The organism is Anaeromicrobium sediminis, from assembly GCF_002270055.1.
In the GTDB taxonomy this organism is placed as follows: Bacteria; Bacillota; Clostridia; order Peptostreptococcales; family Thermotaleaceae; genus Anaeromicrobium; species Anaeromicrobium sediminis.
In genome coordinates, this window is sequence record NZ_NIBG01000008.1 from 146,329 (window position 1) to 163,997 (window position 17,669).

General features: G+C 30.5%; 20 protein-coding genes. 3 read left to right on the forward strand and 17 right to left on the reverse strand.

What is annotated here, in order from left to right:
- Positions 1-62 precede the first annotated feature (62 nt).
- The 6 genes from fliD to CCE28_RS10910 are packed head-to-tail and all read right to left on the reverse strand — an operon-like array spanning position 63 to position 5,696.
- Entirely contained in the window at positions 63-1,700 is a 1,638-nt protein-coding gene (fliD, locus tag CCE28_RS10890; protein ID WP_176461771.1) for a flagellar filament capping protein FliD, read from the reverse strand.
- A gap of 16 nt (positions 1,701-1,716) precedes the next feature.
- Positions 1,717-2,073 carry a flagellar protein FlaG gene (locus tag CCE28_RS10895; RefSeq protein WP_095133738.1) on the reverse strand — a complete coding sequence of 119 codons (357 nt, stop codon included), beginning with the start codon at positions 2,071-2,073 and terminating at the stop codon, positions 1,717-1,719.
- Between the two features lie 11 nt (positions 2,074-2,084).
- Positions 2,085-2,510, reverse strand: a complete 426-nt coding sequence (locus CCE28_RS10900; protein WP_095133739.1) for a flagellar protein FliS — start codon at positions 2,508-2,510, stop codon at positions 2,085-2,087.
- 13 nt (positions 2,511-2,523) lie between these two features.
- Entirely contained in the window at positions 2,524-3,324 is an 801-nt protein-coding gene (locus CCE28_RS10905) for a flagellin N-terminal helical domain-containing protein (RefSeq protein ID WP_095133740.1), read from the reverse strand.
- Between the two features lie 40 nt (positions 3,325-3,364).
- Positions 3,365-3,523 (reverse strand): hypothetical protein, encoded by a 159-nt coding sequence (locus CCE28_RS22240; protein WP_176461772.1) that lies wholly within the window; start codon positions 3,521-3,523, stop codon positions 3,365-3,367.
- 10 nt (positions 3,524-3,533) lie between these two features.
- Positions 3,534-5,696: a DUF6240 domain-containing protein gene (locus tag CCE28_RS10910; RefSeq protein WP_095133741.1), complete on the reverse strand. Its 2,163-nt coding sequence runs from the start codon at positions 5,694-5,696 to the stop codon at positions 3,534-3,536.
- A gap of 133 nt (positions 5,697-5,829) precedes the next feature.
- Here CCE28_RS10910 and CCE28_RS10915 point away from each other — a divergent pair, with 133 nt between their 5' ends.
- The 3 genes from CCE28_RS10915 to CCE28_RS10925 all read left to right on the forward strand — a co-directional run bounded on the left by CCE28_RS10915 (position 5,830) and on the right by CCE28_RS10925 (position 7,383).
- Positions 5,830-6,294 (forward strand): YaaR family protein, encoded by a 465-nt coding sequence (locus CCE28_RS10915; RefSeq protein ID WP_242972964.1) that lies wholly within the window; start codon positions 5,830-5,832, stop codon positions 6,292-6,294.
- 286 nt (positions 6,295-6,580) lie between these two features.
- Positions 6,581-6,955, forward strand: a complete 375-nt coding sequence (locus tag CCE28_RS10920) for a hypothetical protein (RefSeq protein WP_242972966.1) — start codon at positions 6,581-6,583, stop codon at positions 6,953-6,955.
- 62 nt (positions 6,956-7,017) lie between these two features.
- Positions 7,018-7,383 (forward strand): hypothetical protein, encoded by a 366-nt coding sequence (locus CCE28_RS10925; RefSeq protein WP_141228351.1) that lies wholly within the window; start codon positions 7,018-7,020, stop codon positions 7,381-7,383.
- A 55-nt stretch (positions 7,384-7,438) separates the two neighbouring features.
- On the opposite strand, the gene CCE28_RS10930 is transcribed toward CCE28_RS10925, so the two are convergent.
- The 11 genes from CCE28_RS10930 to recD2 form a co-directional block, all read right to left on the reverse strand.
- Complete coding sequence (locus CCE28_RS10930; RefSeq protein WP_095133744.1) at positions 7,439-8,620, reverse strand: flagellin N-terminal helical domain-containing protein; 1,182 nt, start codon at positions 8,618-8,620, stop codon at positions 7,439-7,441.
- Positions 8,621-8,791: 171 nt separating this feature from the next.
- Positions 8,792-9,025 (reverse strand): carbon storage regulator CsrA, encoded by a 234-nt coding sequence (gene csrA / locus CCE28_RS10935; RefSeq protein WP_095133745.1) that lies wholly within the window; start codon positions 9,023-9,025, stop codon positions 8,792-8,794.
- On the reverse strand, positions 9,019-9,474 hold the full coding sequence (gene fliW, locus CCE28_RS10940) for a flagellar assembly protein FliW (RefSeq protein WP_095133746.1): 456 nt from the start codon (positions 9,472-9,474) through the stop codon (positions 9,019-9,021). The genes csrA and fliW overlap by 7 nt, the downstream gene beginning before the upstream one ends.
- Positions 9,475-9,509: 35 nt before the next feature.
- Positions 9,510-10,058: a DUF6470 family protein gene (locus CCE28_RS10945; RefSeq protein ID WP_095133747.1), complete on the reverse strand. Its 549-nt coding sequence runs from the start codon at positions 10,056-10,058 to the stop codon at positions 9,510-9,512.
- Between the two features lie 31 nt (positions 10,059-10,089).
- Entirely contained in the window at positions 10,090-11,721 is a 1,632-nt protein-coding gene (gene flgL, locus CCE28_RS10950; RefSeq protein WP_095133748.1) for a flagellar hook-associated protein FlgL, read from the reverse strand.
- Between the two features lie 84 nt (positions 11,722-11,805).
- Entirely contained in the window at positions 11,806-13,233 is a 1,428-nt protein-coding gene (flgK, locus tag CCE28_RS10955; protein ID WP_095133749.1) for a flagellar hook-associated protein FlgK, read from the reverse strand.
- A 6-nt stretch (positions 13,234-13,239) separates the two neighbouring features.
- Positions 13,240-13,731 carry a flagellar protein FlgN gene (locus tag CCE28_RS10960; RefSeq protein ID WP_095133750.1) on the reverse strand — a complete coding sequence of 164 codons (492 nt, stop codon included), beginning with the start codon at positions 13,729-13,731 and terminating at the stop codon, positions 13,240-13,242.
- 60 nt (positions 13,732-13,791) lie between these two features.
- The gene (gene flgM, locus CCE28_RS10965; protein WP_095133751.1) at positions 13,792-14,055 is read right to left on the reverse strand and encodes a flagellar biosynthesis anti-sigma factor FlgM; all 264 of its coding nucleotides are present in this window, start codon (positions 14,053-14,055) and stop codon (positions 13,792-13,794) included.
- A gap of 72 nt (positions 14,056-14,127) precedes the next feature.
- Positions 14,128-14,541 carry a TIGR03826 family flagellar region protein gene (locus CCE28_RS10970; RefSeq protein ID WP_095133752.1) on the reverse strand — a complete coding sequence of 138 codons (414 nt, stop codon included), beginning with the start codon at positions 14,539-14,541 and terminating at the stop codon, positions 14,128-14,130.
- A 15-nt stretch (positions 14,542-14,556) separates the two neighbouring features.
- The gene (locus CCE28_RS10975) at positions 14,557-15,282 is read right to left on the reverse strand and encodes a ComF family protein (protein WP_095133753.1); all 726 of its coding nucleotides are present in this window, start codon (positions 15,280-15,282) and stop codon (positions 14,557-14,559) included.
- Complete coding sequence (gene recD2 / locus CCE28_RS10980; RefSeq protein WP_095133754.1) at positions 15,279-17,501, reverse strand: SF1B family DNA helicase RecD2; 2,223 nt, start codon at positions 17,499-17,501, stop codon at positions 15,279-15,281. Before recD2 ends, CCE28_RS10975 begins: the two co-directional genes overlap by 4 nt.
- Between the last annotated feature and the right edge of the window lie 168 nt (positions 17,502-17,669).

The following is a 17,669-nucleotide window of genomic DNA, read 5'->3' on the forward strand; positions in this document are numbered from 1 at the left end:
TTCCTTTCTATATACTTACCATCTATCTTGCCAACTAAGAACCTTTAAATTGATTTTATTTATTATCCCATCTGCTGTGTTAACCAAGAACTTTGAGATTGCATTTCACTTAGGGCCTTTTCCATAGCAGAGAATTGACTCCAATATCTTGCTTCTACACTACTAAGTCTATCTTGTTCCCTTGTAATTCTAGTGTCAAATGCCAATACTTCTTCATCTATTAAACTTATAGCACCTTTTCTTCCATTTCCACCTGTAACAAAATCTATTAAAATATTGCTCTTTACACTTCTGTATAATTCTGAGTTATCTCCTGTTCCAGATTTATTTATAATTTCCTTCATACCATCTATCATGTGATCATACATTCGATTTACAAGTCCTGATTTAGAACTATTATCTTCATCTGATGGGGTAAATAATAAGTCCATCACTCCACTTGCATCTGCTTTAATTGCATCCTTAAACTTCGTTTCATCTATTACTAATTTTCCTTTATCCTTCCATTCTCCTGTAGTAATGCCTATTTCAAATAATTGAGAATATGGGGATAATTCAATATCATCGGAAGTATCACTAGTCCCTTTATCGTCTGTTATTACAGATTCATATAATCCGCTTCTTACATTTTGAATTAATTTATTAATGTATTGGTCATTTCTTAAAAGACCACTCTTTGCTTTATCTTCCCAGAGCTTTATATCGTCATCATTCATGGCTTCTTTTTCCTCTTTTGTAAGAGGATTGAAGTCTCTATATCTTTTTTCCGATATTTCCTTGTTTAGATTTCCTATTAATTCATTATATTTATCTACAAATCCCTTTATTTTATCATATATACCATCCACATCCGTGTCTATTTTTATTGTTTGATCTGTAGCACTCGTAGAATTTAATGTAATATTAATTCCATTTATAGATATATTGTTAGATTCATATTCAAGACCTATAGCTCCATCAAAGTCTATTTTAGCATTCTGTCCATTTACTGCTACATCCTCAGTAAGTCCCAATTTAAATTTATCAGTACCACCTGTAAATAATTTTCCAGCATCATCTGTTACTTTTATCTGTGCTTTTAGCCCTGTTCCTTTAGTAGATAAAAACAATCTTCCATTAGCATCATCAAAACTAGCTTGAATTCCTAGAGGTACCTTAGGAGTATTAAGATCAGGAACAAGCTCATCACCCATAGCACTATTGATTTTATCAATTAAATCCTTAACAGTATCAGTTGCCTTGTATTGTATGGTAGCAGTATTAGTTCCATCAATATCAAAACTTATACTTCCATCAGCAATACCTAAGTCTGATAACTTAGAGTCATTAGTAGCACTTACCGCGCTTGCACTAGCAACACTAACCCCTTTAGCAATTTGAGTTACCTTCATAGTATGGGTTCCTGTAGGGGCACTTGCAGTTGAACTTGCAGTAAAGATACTTTCATCTGAAGATGTAGCCTTATTTACCCAGGTAAGGGAAGATGGAGATTTACTATAGCTTGAAGTACCAAATAAATCTTTTCTAGTATCTAAAATAAACTGTGAAATAGATTTATTAATATCATTGTACTGTTCTTGTCTCCATAGTGAAAGCTGTTTTTCCTGTTCAATTTTATCTAACCTTACTCTCTCAGCTTTCATTAGATCGTTAACCATAGTCTCCGTATCCATTCCAGAGGCTATCCCAGTTATTCTCATATTACTCATTCACTCCTTACGCTTTAGTATCTAAAAATAGTCCCGTTCTCTCAAGGACAGCAGCCACCATATCTAATACTTTCTCTGATGGTATTTCTCTTATTACTTCGTCAGTATCATCATTTATAACTTTAACCATAACTTCCTTTGTTTTGTCATGGATTGCAAATCTTAAAGAAGTATTTTTAATTGCTATATCCTTATCTGTCTTCTCAATTTCTTTTATTAATTGTTTTTCACCTGAGAATTCATCATTTTTTCTATTATTTTCATTGTCAATCTGAGCCTTTACTTGCTGTGTGCTTTTTATAACCTCAACATTTTCTACCTTTTTATATTCCACACCACTATTGTTAATAGCATCAACTCTCATATACTTCACCTTTATCCTTTCCCATTAAAATTATTGTGAGTATACATTTTGTCCATTCCATAACCATTATATCTATTTACATCATTACTTTCGCACTTACTTAATTGATCCCACGCCTCGTATAATGGGTGTATAATTTTTATACTTTCTTTATATTGGTTCACATCTTTAAGATGATATCCTTTATCTATTAATTTATTTACATATAATAATAGTCCTCTTATATTATTGGAAATTTCATTATTTCCCTTTGTAATCAGAAAAAACTCATTTAATATGTCTTTACATTTTTGTACATGTACATAATCTATTTCTTTATTCTCAATTTTACTTATACAATTTCCCATATGTCTTATTAAAAGCTCGTACATTACAGCTATGAGCCCTGCTTCATTTGATGTACTTATTTTATTAATATAATATTCATTATCTATCAATCTAAATCACCTACTACAATAATTGAAGTACAGCCTGTGGCTTTTGATTTGCTTGTGATAACATGGCCATACCAGATTGTTGTAATATATTTAACCTTGTGAATTCTGACATTTCATAGGCCATATCTGCGTCTTCTATTTTAGATAAAGCAGCAGTTAAATTTAATTCATTATTATCTATGTTACTAATTATTTTTTCAAGTCCATTTTGGTATGCTCCCAATTGGCTTCTTATACTAGATATTTTACTAATGGCATTATCCATTTTTCCTATTACATCTCCAGCATTATTAATATCTAAAGAATCTATTCCCAAAGAATTAGCATCTAAATTTTCCAGATTTAACTCAAATAATTGTCTTTTATTAGCCCCAACTTGTAAATCTAATTTGTTGTCATCTTTATTTAAAAGTTTCTTTTTATTAAAATCTGTAGACTTTGCGACTCTATCCATTTCTTTTACCAATTCATCAATTTCATTTTGTATCGCCCCTTTATCTTCAGAGCTTAAGGTTCCATTAGCACCTTGTACACCTAATTCTCTTATTCTTTGAGACATGCTCTGCATTTCAGTTAGCGCACCCTCTGCCGTTTGAACTAAAGATATGCCATCTAGTGCATTTTGCGATGCCATTCTAAGCCCTCTAATTTGGTCATGCATTTTAGATGCCATTGCCATACCTGATGCATCATCTGATGCTTTATTAATTCTCTTTCCAGAAGATAACCTCTCAAGTACATTACTGTTTTCATCATAGGTTCTACTAAGTAGTCTATGGGCATTCATAGCAGATAAATTAGTTCTTATTCTCATAACGTCCCTCCTGTTCATCTTTTATATCGGAAAAAAAAGACTAAGGCTTTATACCTTTAGTCTTTTTTTCATCTACTTTTTCTACATATTCTAATATTTTAGGCACTAACTTATATATTTTCTCAGGAATTACCATTTCCGAAACCTGTTTTTCCTCATATTCACATATATTATAAGCTTTTTTTATATTCTTTTTCATAATGCCCCCCCTATACAACCATATCTACAAAGGAAGCACTAGAGTGTTCTACATACTCCACGTCCTCATTTACTTCATTTTCTTTGGTTATATTTAAACTATGTAAATTATATCCTACTGATTCTAAGTTTTTCTTTAAGAAATTTTCTAAACCTTGAAATTCATTCACTGAATCTAAAGGTTTTGATATTATATCCATGCTAACATTATTATTCTTTATGTTCACATTTATATTTAATTTTCCTAAACTATTAGTGTCTAAATATAAGGCCATATTTAACCCATCAGACGTTACTTCTTTATTCTTCATGTATATTTGAAGATTTTTCATATTGCCATTTATCTCTATGGGAATATCTATGAATGTATCTTTGTTGTTTAGTTTTTTATACAAACGTATATTGTTTATAGTGCCTTCCATTTCATTTTTATTCTGCTGTGAGAAGTGGCTGTTGTTGTTCATATCTCCTATTAAGTTTAACAATTTTTCATATTCTTTTTCTATATTCTTTCCATCTTTCATATTATCGGAAATGTCTTTTGATAATCTTTTTATTTCTTTTATCTGCTCTTCTATAATAGGAGACGTTTCTAAGGACGTTAATGCCTTTTGGATAGTCTCCATAAAACTTTCTTCTCCTTTTAGTATTTTTTGCACCTTACCTATTTCGTTTAATGTTAAATTAATATTATTTTTTAATATTACTGGTAATATTTTTTTATCATATTTAGATATATTATTAATAATATTCAATTTAGTATCATAAGATTTTTTAATCTTGAATCTATTTATTTCTTCCATAGGCATAGTAAGTACATTATATGACATCTTAGTCATCTCTATTATTTTTTCTGGCGTTAATGTATTTTGCAGTTTATCATATTCCATTTGTATGTTATCAATTTCTTTTAAATCTATTTTTTTATCCATATTAATATAATTCATTTCATCATAAGTCTTTTCTATATTTTTTAATGTAAAAGAAAGTTTTCTTCCTTCATGATATGTAATGTGCTCTGGCTTTAGAGTTTTGATTTTATTTAATATTTTATCAACATCTAATACTCTTTTTAAACCTTTTACTAAAAATGATTTGCCCTTCTCCTTATTTTCAACTGGTCCTATTTCCTCATTAATTTCATCCACTTTTTTCTCTAATATTTCAATATCTTCCTCTTCTATTTCACCGTCTATATCCATAGATAACTTGTTAACTATTTTATAATCTAATTTCTCATTAAGATTGTCTATGATTTTTTTTACTTTTACAGCTTTAACATTTTCTTCCTCATACAAACTAATATTATTATCTTTTATAGTTGTACTTTCGTACATATTTGCCACCATATTAGAGCCACTTATTATACCTATATCTCCAGTGGTAATATTCATTTTATTTCTATACAAGCTTTCTATACTAATGCTTTTTTCTCCTCTATACAGATTGACTATTATTTCATCCCCTATATCTTTTATACTATCTAGTTTATAAAATAACTTATATATCTTTTCTATCTGGTCTTTATTTATATCCATTCCCTCTTTATGAAGTGACTTTATAATATCTATTATATCTTTTCCTGCATCCGCACCGTATATGCTTTTAGCTATTTTTTCAGCTTCTTCTGTGGTTAGCTCTCCTACCTTACTTTCTACTTTTATATCTTCCTTATTAATAGATTCTATTGCCTTTGCTATTTTATATAAGGAGTCCTTTGATATATCTATGTCCTTTTCTTCTAATTTAAGGGCCATATCATAATCTAAGTTTTCCTTTACTATGTCTAAATAATCTTTAGAAGCTACCATGGCTCCCACATTTTCGCTGTTTATCTTCATGCCATTTTCTTCAAGTTCCTTTATTGCTTCTATATTTCTCTCATTAGCTTCAAGGCCCATAGATTCTAATATGGTCTCATATCTTCCTTTAGTTATATTGTCTTCTTTTACTACTTCCATCTTTTCTATTTGGTTTCTCTTTAAATTTACTTTATCCCCCACGCCTATATCCATATCTTCCTTTAGGGTTATATTAAGTTTATTAGTCTTCGTTTGAAGGACTAGTTCCTTATTATCCTTTTCCAATACTATTCCTTCCATATTTAAATTGTTTTTAGGTAAACTATCATATAAATTTATTTTATTTAATATATTATTCTTTATATTTAGCAATTTAATATCCCACCTCATATACTTTCTATAAAATATATCGGCATACTTACATTAAAGTTAAAGTTTTTTTCCTTTATGCCGATATACTTAACAGCATAGTTAACTCTTGTGAGATTTGTAAGGAGTGTTATAGTTGAATAGTATAACTAATATGATAAATAAAATACCTAAATTACAAATGAATAAAATACATAAGACTCCACCCCTTGTGAAGTTAGATTCAGAAAAAACTATTAAATTTAAGGATCAATTTAATAAAATAAAATCTGAAGATGTGAAAGAAAAACTAGAGGACCTTTACTCTAAAATAACGGAAAAGGCTGATAGATTATCTGATAAATTGTACATTCAAGATATGGTTGAATATAAAAAATTAGTAAAAGAATTTATGGACGTGGCAGTTACTAATTCTTATATGTTTGAGAAGGATAATTTTTTAGATAGAAGAGGACGTCATAGGGTCTTTACTAAGGTTAAGAAGGTTGATAAGGCCCTTAGTGAATTGACAAATGAGTTTTTAAGCGGAGAAGTGGATAGGATAAATGTAGTTAAAAGACTAGATGATATAAAGGGCATGCTTATGGACATGTTCATGTAAATAGGGACGATTAATCGTCCCTATTTTTTTATGTTCTTTATTTCTTCTATTGATGATCTTTTTTCAATAATATTCTCTTTTCATACATAACCCCCATTAATTACCCAATACTGATCTAAAATAATTTCTTTAAAAATACATAAAACAATTACAGAACATAAGTTCTTGCAAGGAGATGATTCTTATCAAAAAACTGTATAATTATGGATTCATTGAGTCCCAAAATAAGAAGAATGAAGAACACATTAAAAGTTATAACATATCTTAAATAGAGAGAAATAGCATAATTGGAAGTCTCTTAGGAGATGGAAGCCTTGCCCTTTATGGTAGAAGTAAAAATGCACATTACAGAGATCATGGATGTGATGCACAAATGCCCTATAGAAAATGGAAAGCAAAGATGTTATCTAATCTAGGTTTTAAATTCAATGAAAATTGTAAATATGGGAAATTATCATCTCCAAGTTATCCACTACTTACAGAATTGTATAATATGTTTTATAAAAATAAAGTAAAAATATTAAATTATGAAAATATTAAATTATTAGACCATGCTATTGGATTAGCGTGTTTGTACATGGATGATGGTAGCTTGGTAATAGATTCTTCTCACCGAAAAATAGCATTTTTTTATTCCCACGCATTTCAATATATTCTCTGAATTTTTCAGAACAAGAGAATATATTACTTAAAGATCATATAAAGGAAACTTTTGATATACAATTGAAGCTTAAGAAAAGGCCTGATGGGAAGAAATCCATGTTGGAGTTAAACAAAAGGAATGAGCTGATGAAGTTTATAGATTTAGTAAAACCTTATGTTAATCAAATTCCCTGTATGAAATATAAAGTAGATGTTAAAAACCGTTTAAAATATACCCCAAATAAGCTTAGTTCTACCACTAATAAAAGAATCATCACATGTCCATTAAATATTATAGATAATCACTATTCTAAAGAAGATATAAATACAATAATAAAGATAAAAAATAAGCACATAACAAATAAAAAAATTGCCCATATACTACAAAGACCTTATTGGGGATTAGTTGATAAAGTTAGACGACTTAAAAAGGAAGGAAAATTATAAAAAGAGCCAGAGAAAAAACTCTCTGACCCTGCAATTATTATTACTAGATATTCAATTATCTTAATAATTGAAGTACTCCTTGAGGTTGTTGGTTTGCTTGAGCTAACATTGATTGCGCTGCCTGTGATAAAATATTGTTCTTTTGGAATTTCATCATTTCTTTTGCCATGTCTACGTCTCTGATTCTTGATTCTGCTGCTGTTAAGTTTTCAGATGATGCATCTAAGTTTTTGATTGAATGCTCTAATCTGTTTTGGAAAGCTCCTAATTCACTTCTTTGCTTAGAAACTTTTGTTAATGCAGTATCTAACTTTCCTGTTAGTGCTTTTGCTGTAGTTACATCAGCTACTGCAGTATTAGTTAATGTTCCTAAATCTGTATGAAGAGCAGATGCTCTCATGTCATCAAAACCTATCTGAATAGTTTCATCAGCTGTAGCATTAGAACCTACAACTACATTTGCCGTCGAACTACCAGCTAAAGTTTTTACTGATGTTAGTGCTGATAAAGCAGTTTCAACAGTATTAGCTTCACCACCTGAACCAGCAGTACTAGATGTTAGTGTTATCTTAACTCCTAATTTATCAAAATCTAAAACAGTTTCTTCTCCTAAAGTATCAAACATTGCATCTGTTAATTGTATCTCTTGAGTAGTTCCATTAGCTGATAAAGCAACATAACCTGCTCCAGAAGCACCTTGAGCAATTGCATATGTTGTATTAGCTTCACCACCAGTTACATCTACATCTGAAATAGTTGCCTTAGCTGATACTGCTGTTCCAGCTTTAACATCAGATGTACCATCAAACGTTGTAGCTAATGTACCTTTTAACAATTTTTTACCATTGAACTCTGCCGTTTCACCAATTCTATCTATCTCATCTCTTAAAGCTACAAGTTCTTCACCAATAGCAGTTCTGTCTTCAGTATCTAATGCATCAGTAGAAGCTTGAACTGATAACTCTCTCATTCTTTGTAGAATTGCTTGAGTTTCCTGTAATGCACCTTCAGCAGTTTGTACCATTGAGATACCGTCTTGAGCATTTCTTGAAGCTTGATTTAGACCTCTGATTTGAGATCTCATTTTTTCAGATATTGAAAGACCTGCTGCATCATCACCAGCTCTGTTAATTCTTAACCCTGATGATAATTTTTCGATTGATTTTGCTGAATTTCCTTGGTTTACTCCCATTTGACGATGTGTGTTCATTGCCATTAAGTTATTATTAATTCTCATATGTAATTCCTCCCTGAATTTTTTCTTGTTGACATCCATGTCACAAGACTTATTTTTTATTTAAAATCTTTGTGGGCCCCCAAAGATTTTACTAACAAATTTCCTTACATTATGGTTATCGGTAAATTTTTATATGACTTTAGATATTTTTTCATATTTTTTCACATTTCTTCATATTTTTTTATTTTTTATTAAATTTTTCAAGCTTTGTAAGTCTACGCTTCCGCTGGCTGCTTTTTTATTTTCTTCTTGAATTTCTAAATATACTTCTTTCCTAAGAATAGTTACATCCTTTGGTGCAGATATTCCCACTTTTACTTTTCCTTCTTCTATTCCAACAATTGTAATCTCTATATGATCATCTATAAGGATACTTTGATTTTTCTTTCTTGTAAGAACTAACATACGGCATCACCTGCGTGTAGAGTTTGCTCAAAAATCCTATGCTTCAAGCTATATTTTTCACTATTTACTACCATTTGTTTTGCCCTTTTATTTTTTAAATTCATAATAACAGGACCTTTAAGGTTAATAGTCATATTTTCTACGTTCTCTGGCACTACTGCTATAACCCAAATCATTACATCCTTTATTTCTTTTATTTCTAAATCTTCTACTATTTTTTCTGGAATATCAAATTCATAGTCCTTCACAAATACATATGGATTCGTAACTACAAAGGCAAGTTCTGGCTCTTCAAGAGATTGAAGCCAATTAAATGGATTTTCAGTATCTTCATTTTCTATGTATATATATTTTTTTAGTTCTTCAAAACCTAATAATCCATCTTTAAAACTTATTATATTTTCTTCTATAATTTCTATTTTTCCAAAATGTTTAGTTTCTATAAACATCCTAATACCTCCTGTTGGTTAAGGATTAACTAATTTTATACTTCTTCATTTACATACTCTATATTTATACTATTTTTTTGTCTTAAATAAACATCAACTTTTCCTGGATTATATTTAATATCCACTTTATTTGCTTTCACATCTATGTTAGTTTTTCCACCTTCAAAATCTATGTTAAGAGTAGGTTCTGTGGCTGTTATTTTAGGTCTACTCTTAGGTATAAATGTTACATCATAATTTTTCTCATTAATTGAATTTCTTTTAGCCATATTAGCTATGGCATTCCCACCGTTTTCTATTTTCGTCATCTCATCTCCCTCTGACGAAATTCTACCTATGGCCTCCATACTCTTTTGCTTTCCCATTTGTGCCGAATGTTTTATTAGTTCAAATATGGATTTTAGATTAGCTTCACTAAAACATACGCTCTGGTCTATTTGAACTTTACTATCTTTTTTTTCTATTTTCATTTTCAGTGGTTCTGTTTTCATGGTTACCTCTGCTTTAGGTTGTCTTATTTCTAAGCTGGCATTTTTAGTTTCTATGCCTATTAAGGCAGGGGTAGTATTTATTTTAAAAGGCATTATAAAACCTCCTAATCCCTAACATCTTTCCTTACTTAAGAAAATCTAACAAACTTGGTTGAATTATTCTAGAACCTACAGATAAAGCTGCCTTATATACGCTCTCTTCCATCTTCATCTTCATTATAGTCTCTGCCATATCCACATCTTGAGTTTTAGATAATAGTTTATTAAAATTAAGTATATTATCTTCTATGCGTTTTTGATCTAATTCAAGTCTATTAGTTTTTCCACCAATATCTGATATTATGGATAGTATATTAGTCATATTTTTATCTATATCACCTATTATATCTGTAGTACTTAACTCCTGTTCTTTTATTACACATTCCTCTGCTGTCGTATCAGAATCAATACCTAATAAACTTTGAGCTTTTACTGTAAATACAGTTGAAGAACTTTCATTAACAAACATTAATCTATTATCATCAGTCATTTTTACTTTTATATCAGAACCATTATTTTTAAGTTCATCTTCTATTATGTCTGTTAACTTGTTTCTGCCTGCTAATGTATCCATATTATAACTACCTTCTGGTATAGTTATAGTAACTCCATCTACATCTATGGTCATACCACCTACTGGACTATCTATTGTTCCTTCTAATCGCTCTCCCACTACTATAGGATGTTTAACATATGTAGCATTTGTTGCTGTACCACCATCTGGAGTTACAGAAAATTCCACATCTCCTGAGAAAATCATATCAGTTCCATCAGGTGTAACCTTTATTCCTTTATTTTTAAGAAAGTCATTTTCATTTATTATATCTTGCATATTTTCTCCTGCTGGCACTTCTATTTCCACATTGTCATCTCCAACAGTTATAACTAATTTTCTATCCGCACTATTATCAAGACCACTTATAGGAGTAGTTTTATATTCACTCTCTATAAATCCTTTCTTATAGGAAGCAGAATCTTCATTATCTGGTTTATCTAAAGCCATCTCTAACCTAGTTAAGGTGTCATAGGTGCCTAAAAATCCTATTTGAACCAGTTCATCACCAGTTATGTTCACATCTACATAATTCTTAGTTCCTATTTCAATTAGTTTATCTTGGTCTAACTCTGTAGATGTAAGTTCCTTATTTAATGGATTAATAAGAAAGTTTTTAAACTCAGTATCGTCTATACTTGGGTCTACTGCTCCTCCTGGTGACAAAAACTTGCCGTTATATTTTAATCGTTTTACCGTTTTTCCATCAATGTCAACTTCTACTTCCTCAAAAGGCTCATCTAAAGTATTGTATCCTGCAAATAGAAATTTTCCTGCAAAGTTAGTATTCCCAATAGATACAATTTGATCTTTTAGTTGAGATATTTCCTTTTTTGTAGCGGCCCTGTCTTCATCCGTTAAAGTGTCATTTGATGCTCTTACAGTTAATTCCCTTACCCTTTGTAAGGCGTCCTTTAATTGAGTTATGGCAGTTTCACTAGCATCCAGCCAAGATAAGGATTCATCTATATTCTTTTTATATTGTTCATGGCTAGATATATCTGACGAAAGCCTTAAAATAGTAGACATACCCACTGGATCATCAGATGGTTTAGATATGCGTTTTCCAGTACTTGCTTGATTATCAAGCTTATCTAAATTTATCATGTGATTATTTAAATTTCTCATCATATTACTAATCATCATATTATTTGTAATTCTCATATGTATGGCTCCTTTTAAAATTTTAGGTGACGGGTGACAGCCAATTTTATCCTGTCACCGGTCACCTGTTATCCGTCACCTGAATTATACGCCCATCCTATTAATAATAGTATCTAGCATTTCATTCATAGTGGTAATCATCCTAGCATTGGCATTATAACTTTGTTGGAATCTTACCATATTACTCATTTCTTCATCTAATGATACACCTGATACAGATTGTCTTTTCCTATTTGTTTCTTCTACTAGCACAGTTTGGTTTATACTCATATTCTTAGCTTGTGCCGCATCAACACCTAAGTTAGATATTAATGAGTTCATAAAATCTCCAGGCTTTCCCCACTTAAACATGTCAGCCTTATCTTTTAATTTATTCATTTCAAGGATGTTCTTGCCGTCTCCTGGTAATCCTTCTTTAGTTGAACTGGCTGCTATTTTATTTAAATCACCGTCAATATCATCACTTATCTTAATAGTGTTAGATGGATAATTAGGGTCATACTCAAAAAACTTTATTCCCGTATCTCCATTTAATCCATATCCCTTTTCATGGACTTCGTTAATTTCATCTGCTAACACACTAGTGAACTCATTTAGTCTTTCTATGTAATAAGGAACACCCTTTTTATCTCCATCTATATTATCTCGTCCATCCATTAAAGCCTTTAACTTTCCTGTAGTTATATTAATCTTTGCCCCATCATCCCAAACTACTTCACCTAAGTTTGGTACATCTGTATCATTATTTAAAACTTTTCTATCTTCACATACTAATTCTTTAGATCTATCATGATTTACAAGCTGAGTTCCACCTATTAAAACTTGCATCTTACCCTGACCATCTTCTATAGTTTGAATGTCAGTAAGTTCTGAGAGTTTATCCAATAACAAATTCCTTTGATCCCTTAAATCATTAGCATTAGATCCATCTAACTCAGCCCTAAATATTTGGTCATTTAAAGCTGCTATACTCTTTCCATATCCATTAATTTGATCTACAGTGGCCCTCACATTAAAGTCTAGATCTTCCTGCATTTCTCTAAGTTGATTACCCATTCTATTTACAGTAGTAGTAAATGCAATTGCCTTTTCCCTTACTAAGGCTCTCACCGTTTGGTCCTCAGGGTTTGAACTTAACGTTTGTAAACTTTCAAAGAATTCATCCATAACCTCTCTCATACCAGAATCAGATGGTTCATTCATAACAAGTTCTAAACTCTCTAGTATTTCTTGTCTGGCTTCCCATTCTCCTAAGTTTTGATTTTCAGTTCTATATTTAAAATCTAAAAAACCATCTCTTATTTGAATTACCTTATCCGTATCTACTCCCGTTCCTAGCATTCCCTCTGAATTTGGAATGGGAAGGGGGTTTCCTGGTTTTACCTCAAGACGCTGTCTAGAGTAGCCTTCTGTATTTGCATTAGATATATTATGTCCTGTTACATATAAAGCCCTTTGACTTGCGTGAAGTCCACTTACGGCCACATTAAATCCAAAAAAAGTTGAACTCATATTATCTTATCCTTTCCCATCAAAGAAACTATTTAAATAGTGTCCATCATTATTATTTTCCTTATAAACTACCTGTGTACTTTTTAGACTTGAATATAAATTCACATTAAATTCTATATAATCTAGAGATTGATTAATTAATTTTTCATTTAAATCATTTAATCTTTTTATTTCCATTAGTACTTTTTCTAATCTATTTTTTAACTCTAATAATACTTTAGAGTATTTCATCTCTACCATATGTATAATATCTTCTAGTTTATCTATCTTATGAACGTTTCTTTCCTTTAATAGATTTCCTATTATTAAGTTTCTGACCGTATCAATTTTCCTTACTTCACTTATTATTTTTTCTTCCCTAATAGTCATCTTATCTAGGAGATTTATTTTTTTATCAATGATGAGTTTAGTTTTTTCATCTGCAATTTTCATATATTCTTCATATACTTCACACTCTTTTTTAAGTATGACTATTAATTGTTCAGTAGACTTACTCATTTAGACCTCCTACGTTTCTATGTATTTAGGGTTAAGAGTTTTTTCTCTTAACCCTAAACCCTATTTCTTCAATATCTTATCTGCCACCTGCTCCATAGACACATTAAATGTACCTGTTTCTATTTTCTTTTTTATTTCCTCTACCTTTTCTTCTCTTATTTGTGGCAACTTTTTATACGCCCCATATGCCACTTGATAATCCCTAGCTTTTTCAGAAATGTCTATTTTATCTTCTTCTTGTTTAAATTTTTTACTTTCTGTTTTAATAGGTTTATCGTATGCCTTCATTATTTTGTTTATATTTCGTATATTATTTATTTTCATAAAAAAACACCTCGCTCTACCAATTACCTTATTAATAGTATCGGTAAAGAGAAGTGTTCTCTTAACATAAATTTATCTTTTTTTTCTGTCTGCAGTAAACATTCTGTGTTTATTTTCATTTTTTTCCTTCGCCGTTTCCCTTTTCTTTATATCTGGTGATAATCCCCTTCTCATTTCTTCTATACATACATCACAAAATCTACCTGTTTTAATTCCCTTTCCACAACGTTCACATTCTATTAAAAGAGATGAGTTCTCACTTATAATTTCAAGTTTTCCTTGTCTTATGTATCTTAAAATAATGTCCTCTTCAACTCCTGTTTCCTCTGATATTTCAACTAAAGTAGCTCCAGGATTATCATATACATATTCCCTTACAATCTTAAAGCTTTCGTCATCTTTTTTTCTACATCTTTGGCAAATCTTTGTAATTCCCGTATATTGAAATACCCTTCCGCACTTTTTGCAATTCATTAATTCCGCCATATTCTCCCACCTATCTTATGTATTTTTTCCTATGGAAAAGGTTATAGAATAAATATTTTTTGGTTTTAATCTATTTAAGCTGCCACAACAGGCATCTATTGTATTTCCTGTCGTAAACACATCATCTACAAGTAGTATATTTTTATTTATCATATTTGGATTGTTCCTTACCTGAAAGGCATCCTTTAAATTCTTTTGTCTCTCCATTTTATTTAATTTATTTTGTTCTAAAGTTTCATTACATTTAATTAGGGTTTTATAGTCTGCTATTATGTTAGTTTTTTCACTCATGTATTTACATAAAAGCTCCGATTGATTAAATCCCCTTTTTCTTTTCTTGTTTTTATGTAAGGGTACAGGTATCATATAATCTATTTCTAAATTACTTTCTAGTAGCTTATCACTCATTATTTCCGCCATGTGATATGCTAAATAGGTTTTTTTATTAAACTTTAAATTATGAACTAATTTTTTCGTATTATCATCATATAATACACAGGCTATATTCTTTTGAAAAAGATGCTTACTGTTAATACAATCAAAACACCGATTAATAGTATTATCTATACTAATAATTTTACCACATTTTTCACAGGTATTATTTACCCAATTCACTTTTTTATGACAATTTTTGCATAATGAATACTTTTCTGTAGTATGGATGGGATCTTTGCACATTAGACAATATATATTTCTTGGATATATTAAATCTAGAAAAAAGTCCACAATACTTTTAATCATTTAATAACACCTGCATCTACGAATTTTCTTAATTTATTTAGGAGTCCTGAATTTCTCTTTCTTATCCTATGGTTGTCCACCATATTTTTTAGTCCAGCTTCCACGCCTACCATTACTACTAATTCCTTAGCACGGGTCACCCCCGTATAAAGTAAATTACGAGTAAGCAACATGGGAGGACCAAAGGATATGGGCATTATAACTATGGGAAATTCACTTCCTTGACTCTTATGAATAGTTATGGCATAGGCCAATTCGATTTCATCTAATTGGGAAAAATCATATTTTACTATTTTTTCTTCATCAAATATTATATGTACTTCCTTTTCTTCATTATCTATGAAATCAATATAGCCAAAATCTCCATTAAAGACGCCTACTCCCTCTTCATCACTATTCTTGTTTTTCCACTTTAAGTTATAGTTGTTTTTCATTTGCATTATTTTATCTCCCACACGGAAGATTTTATCTTTCATTTCCTTTTCTATTTTATAGGGTGCCTTAGGATTTAATACACTTTGCAGTGTATTATTTAAATTATACATGCCTACAGTTCCCTTTTTCATGGGAGTTAACACTTGTATATCCTTTATTGGATCACATTTTGCAAAGTTTGGTAATCTCTCTTTACAAAGTTCCTTTATGATTTTTACTATATCCTCTTGCTTTTTTCTAGACATGAAGAAAAAGTCTTTTTCTTTTTTATTTAATTTAGGATATTCTCCCTTATTTATCTTATGAGCATTTACTACAATCATACTTTCTTCAGCTTGTCGAAATATTTCATTTAATTCAACTACCTTTATTAATTTACTCTCTATAATATCCCTAAGGACATTACCAGGTCCTACAGAAGGCAATTGATCCACATCTCCCACAAGGATTAGCCTAGTTCCTAAAGTTAAAGATTTCATAAGGCCATGCATAAGCCTTATATCTACCATGGACATTTCATCTATTATAATTACATCTTCTGTTAAAGGTTCATCTTCATCCTTAACAAAGCCTAGTCTATTATCTCCTTCCATATATGAATACTCCAATAATCTATGGATAGTCTTAGCTTCTCGTCCTGTGGCCTCACTCATTCTCTTAGCTGCCCTCCCCGTAGGAGCAGCTAGGGCTATGGATAGATTATTATCTTCTAATATTTTTATTATGGTATTTATGGTTGTGGTCTTACCCGTTCCAGGCCCTCCCGTTATGATCAATATGCCATTTTCTGCTGCTGACTTTATGGCTAATTTTTGTTTACTTGCTAAATTTATATTTTCCGATTCCTCTATTTTTTTTATTTCTTCTTCTATATTGTCGGATATATGCTTAACTTCCACGCTGGCCATATCTATAATCTTTCTGCACACATAACTTTCAGAATAAAATAGGGACATTTCAAATACACATATTTCTCCATCTATATTTTCCATATGAATTTCATGATCTATAGTAAGCTTTACTAAAGTATCATCTATTAAATCTTTAGGAACAGATAGTATTTTACTTCCATCATTTATTAAATTATCCTTTTTAACATAGGTGTGACCTTCTAATGAACAACTGTTTAATATGTACTTTATTCCACATCTTATTCTGTATGGGGATGTGGGATCTATGCCCATTTTCTTTGCTATGGAATCTGACATTTTAAATCCAATTCCTACTATTTCATCTGCTAACCTATAGGGATTTTCTTGTATTAGTTTTATAGCTTCATCTTCATATCTTTTATATATTTTTATGGCATAGGCAGGAGTTACTCCATATTGTTGTAAAAACATCATAAGTTCCCTTAGATTTCTCTGTTCTTTAAAGCTCTCCACAATTTTTTCATATTTAGATTTCCCTACACCACTTACCTCCATAAGTCGTTCAGGGTTAGATTGCATTATATCTAGTGTATCTTTTCCAAATTTGTTCACTATTCTTTCAGCCATTTTCGGGCCTACTCCTTTTATTATTCCCGATGATAAATATTTTTCTATTCCCTCAATAGTATTAGGGGTTATCTCTTTATAGCTTATAACTTCAAATTGCTCACCATAGGTAGGGTGCTTTATCCATTTTCCACTAAAAGCGTATGTACCCCCATCATTTATTACAGGCATGTACCCTACTACAGTTATTTGTTCTAATTCATTTTCTATTAAAGCCACCGTATAGGCATTATCTTCATTTTTAAATATTGTTTCTGTTAAGACACCTTGTATTTCTATCGACATTTTTTCCTCCTATGGAGATATTGATTTATATGTTAATATAATTATATACAAATTCTTACATTTATTATAAGGAACTTTGTATATTTTATTTACGTCTAATAAATAGTTATAGATTTGACCTCTAACGACAGACGACTAACGTCTAACCAAATCTTTAGAATAAATCTA

Excerpts from the sequence above, each read along its gene's own strand:
- fliD (WP_176461771.1), bottom strand. The coding sequence starts at position 1,700 with ATGAGAATAACTGGGATAGCCTCTGGAATGGATACGGAGACTATGGTT.
- CCE28_RS10895 (WP_095133738.1), bottom strand. The coding sequence starts at position 2,073 with ATGAGAGTTGATGCTATTAACAATAGTGGTGTGGAATATAAAAAGGTA.
- CCE28_RS10905 (WP_095133740.1), bottom strand. The coding sequence starts at position 3,324 with ATGAGAATAAGAACTAATTTATCTGCTATGAATGCCCATAGACTACTT.
- CCE28_RS22240 (WP_176461772.1), bottom strand. The coding sequence starts at position 3,523 with ATGAAAAAGAATATAAAAAAAGCTTATAATATATGTGAATATGAGGAA.
- CCE28_RS10930 (WP_095133744.1), bottom strand. The coding sequence starts at position 8,620 with ATGAGAATTAATAATAACTTAATGGCAATGAACACACATCGTCAAATG.
- csrA (WP_095133745.1), bottom strand. The coding sequence starts at position 9,025 with ATGTTAGTTCTTACAAGAAAGAAAAATCAAAGTATCCTTATAGATGAT.
- fliW (WP_095133746.1), bottom strand. The coding sequence starts at position 9,474 with ATGTTTATAGAAACTAAACATTTTGGAAAAATAGAAATTATAGAAGAA.
- CCE28_RS10945 (WP_095133747.1), bottom strand. The coding sequence starts at position 10,058 with ATGCCTTTTAAAATAAATACTACCCCTGCCTTAATAGGCATAGAAACT.
- flgL (WP_095133748.1), bottom strand. The coding sequence starts at position 11,721 with ATGAGAATTACAAATAATATGATGATTAGTAATATGATGAGAAATTTA.
- flgK (WP_095133749.1), bottom strand. The coding sequence starts at position 13,233 with ATGAGTTCAACTTTTTTTGGATTTAATGTGGCCGTAAGTGGACTTCAC.
- CCE28_RS10960 (WP_095133750.1), bottom strand. The coding sequence starts at position 13,731 with ATGAGTAAGTCTACTGAACAATTAATAGTCATACTTAAAAAAGAGTGT.
- flgM (WP_095133751.1), bottom strand. The coding sequence starts at position 14,055 with ATGAAAATAAATAATATACGAAATATAAACAAAATAATGAAGGCATAC.
- CCE28_RS10970 (WP_095133752.1), bottom strand. The coding sequence starts at position 14,541 with ATGGCGGAATTAATGAATTGCAAAAAGTGCGGAAGGGTATTTCAATAT.
- CCE28_RS10975 (WP_095133753.1), bottom strand. The coding sequence starts at position 15,282 with ATGATTAAAAGTATTGTGGACTTTTTTCTAGATTTAATATATCCAAGA.
- recD2 (WP_095133754.1), bottom strand. The coding sequence starts at position 17,501 with ATGTCGATAGAAATACAAGGTGTCTTAACAGAAACAATATTTAAAAAT.